The 3,021-nt window shown below is 59.5% G+C and carries 1 protein-coding gene; it reads right to left on the minus strand.

The window, feature by feature from the left end:
- A partial coding sequence (locus ABJK56_RS16255; protein ID WP_347245724.1) for a hypothetical protein occupies nucleotides 1–3,021 on the minus strand: 3,021 nt, incomplete at both ends.

Here is a 3,021-nt window from a genome sequence, read left to right on the forward strand (position 1 = left end):
CTTCTACGGCGAAGGTCTCGCTAACGACTCCGGCACGAGCAACAGCGATGGGCACCAACTGGTAAACTGTGCCGGTCACGGAAGCCATGTCATCTACCGGGTTGTTGCCCATTCCCTCGGCCCCGATAGTGACCAGATTGGTGACCGGGGTGCCTTTGGTGATGGGCGTATTGGTCGCCACGGTGGCCGTTAAGCGGAAGGTTGCCTCTGCTCCTCCTGCCAGCGAGCCGATTGTCCACCAGATAATGTTCCCGATTTCCCCGCGCGGCAATCCGCTATCGTCTTCCACGTACGTGAAACCGGTGGGCAGGGTATCCGTCAAAATGGCATTGTCAGCCGGAGCGGTACCCCGGTTGCCATAGGTGATGGCGTAAACCACCGTTTCACCGCCGAAAAGGATGGCCGAGGAAGCGGATTTCTGCACATAGGGATTGGCCCCCGAAACCAGGGTAACCGTCCAGGTGATGTTGTCGGTCGGGTTCTGATCGCCCTCCGTCGCGACCACCTGCGCCGTGTTGGTCAGCCGGTCGCCTGCATAGGCGTCCATTGAGACCGTGACCGCTACTGTGAAGGCAACCCGGTCTCCAGGGAACAGAATGCCCAGATTCCAGCCATAGTTTTGCCCGCTCTGACCGTCCGGACCGCCCCGAGTATCGGTGTAGTACTCAGTCTTGACCGGTAGTGTGTCGGTCAACCAGACGTTGGTCGCCTGGAGCGGGCCGATATTGGCAACCTCCAGCGTAAAGGAGATGAGAGTCCCCGGCTTGGCCGTTTCGGGAGCCGTCTGACCCAACACCAGGTCTGGCCCACCAACGGTGGTGACAAACTGGGCCTGGTTGTTGGTCGGGTCCTCCTCCGGTGTGGTCGTAGTCACACTGACGGTGTTGGTCAGAGGAGCACCGAAAGGAGCCAGGTTGCTGACGTCACAGACCAGGTAGAAGGAATAAGCACTGCGGCCTCCAATACCCGGCAAATTCCACACGTAGATGCCAGGTCCGGGATTCCACGGGTCTACCTCCGTGGTATCGGTGACGTAAGTCGTGTAATCCGGCAGGATGTCCGTGACGATGAGATCCGCCGTATCCGCCAGCCCGAGGTTGGTCACCACGATGGTGTACGTGATGCGCTCGCCGGGCATTGCCACCAGCGGCCCGAACTTATCCACCGCCAGGTCGGCTCCCCGAACGATAATAGGGAGAACGGAAAGGTCATCCGTTGTGATCCCCTCGGTCACGGTGGATGCGGAGTCTATCATGGCTGTGTTGGTGAGAATGGTCCCCGGCGGAATGGTCGTGGTGACTTGGACGGTGAGGGTGATTTTGCCAGTAGCGCTGACCGGGACATTGCCCAGAGAGAAGGTCAGCGTTGGAGCGCCCGAGGCATCCACCGTAACCCCGGCATAGGAAGAGGTGAAGGTAACGAACTGCACGCTGTCCGGCAGAACGTCCGTAATAACGGCCGACGGAGCATTCTGCCCCGCTATCTGCCAGTAAAGGAAGTAGTTGAACTGGCTGCCAAGGCCAACTTCAGCAGGCCCCTTCTGGTAAATGGAGTGGTTGATCAAACCACGAGCAAAACCCGGGGTACCCACTCCGATCGCCAGGTCGTTGTTGCTGTTGTTGGTATCCAGACCCGGGGCCTTCCGTTCCACCCCATACCCGTCGGGAATAGTGCCTGACTTGGGAAGCGTCTCTGAGATCACGGTGTCCGCCCAGGTGGGTTCACCGGGAGAGCCCCAACTGATCCCGTCTATAACCGTGTAACTCAAAACGGGAGTGGAGGTCAGGCTTCCATCGGCCAGCATAACCTGATCGCCATTGTTGGCCAGGACAATTTCAGAATTGAGGAACGTTGGAAGGCGGACCAGATTGGGAACGGCCGGATTATCGTAGTCCCCCAACCCCTGGTACATCTCCCAGTCGGCCCAGTGGTGGTCCGGGAAGTAATAGGTTGTATCCTCGTCAAACTCCTTTGCATCCACGGCAATCACCACGTATTGGCCTGGCGAGACCGGGTAGGCCGTGCCGGTCAACGGGGTGCCCGGGAACTGATAGGCGGCTTCGTTGATGGTACTCTGATGGCCCTCATCGGTGAGGATCAACCCGTCCAAATAGGCCAGGTACTGGGCCGGGTTGTAGAGTTCAATATATTCGTTAGGGTCCTCGGTGGAACCTTGGGCGTTCACAAAAGCCTCGTTGACCTGCAACGGGCTGGTGGGATCGCCGTCGGGCTCAAAGTAAACATCAAAGTAGTAGTCTACCACTCCGTCCTGGACTTCGTTCCAGGTGTTGCCGGATTGGGTCGTGATGGCATCCAGAGCATTGCTGGCCTCGGAGATGTCCCGGGTGTCATCATTGGTGGCAGCCCGAAAGGTGGCGACGGTGAATCGCAACGGCAGGGTAGGCGGCGCGCTGAAGCCCAGAGCGGACCAGGGGATCGCCCCCTCTATGGTCTCGGCTGCGTCGGAGATGACCGCTGTGCCGACGTAAGAAGCGTTCCAACTCGTATCCCACACGCGCAGGTTGGAGTTGCCACTGCCGAAGCGGGTGGTGATCAGGCGCTCCCAGGCGGCGCTGGGATTGACCTGGGTGTCGGCAAACCCGCCGAACCAGACCTGACCACTGCCAGATACTTGGTCCACATCCACCGCGATCTGGACCATCGGCGCGCCGTTGCCGGTGGACTGGTCAATATCCCGCATACGGATGAGGAAATACAGGTTAGAGGTGTCCCCCGTAACCCGCATCTCTACAACATCCACCCGGGTATCGGGGTTGGCAAAATCGGTGCGCTCGTCGCCCTGGGCATCGTTCCAGATAAACTCTCCCTCGTAAGCACTATTGCGCATTACGTGGCCGTTATTGACCGGCGGGAGAGGGACATCGGTCATCCAGTCCGTTATGGCCCCATCCGCCGTTACCGGATGGGCCAGGGCTGGATGAGAAGCGCTCATCCCGGCCATCACCGCCACCACGGCGGCCAGGCCGAGGAGCAGAGAGAGGGTTGCAGTGAGCAGTTTGC

Source organism: Thermogutta sp., assembly GCF_039793925.1.
In the GTDB taxonomy this organism is placed as follows: Bacteria; Planctomycetota; Planctomycetia; order Pirellulales; family Thermoguttaceae; genus Thermogutta.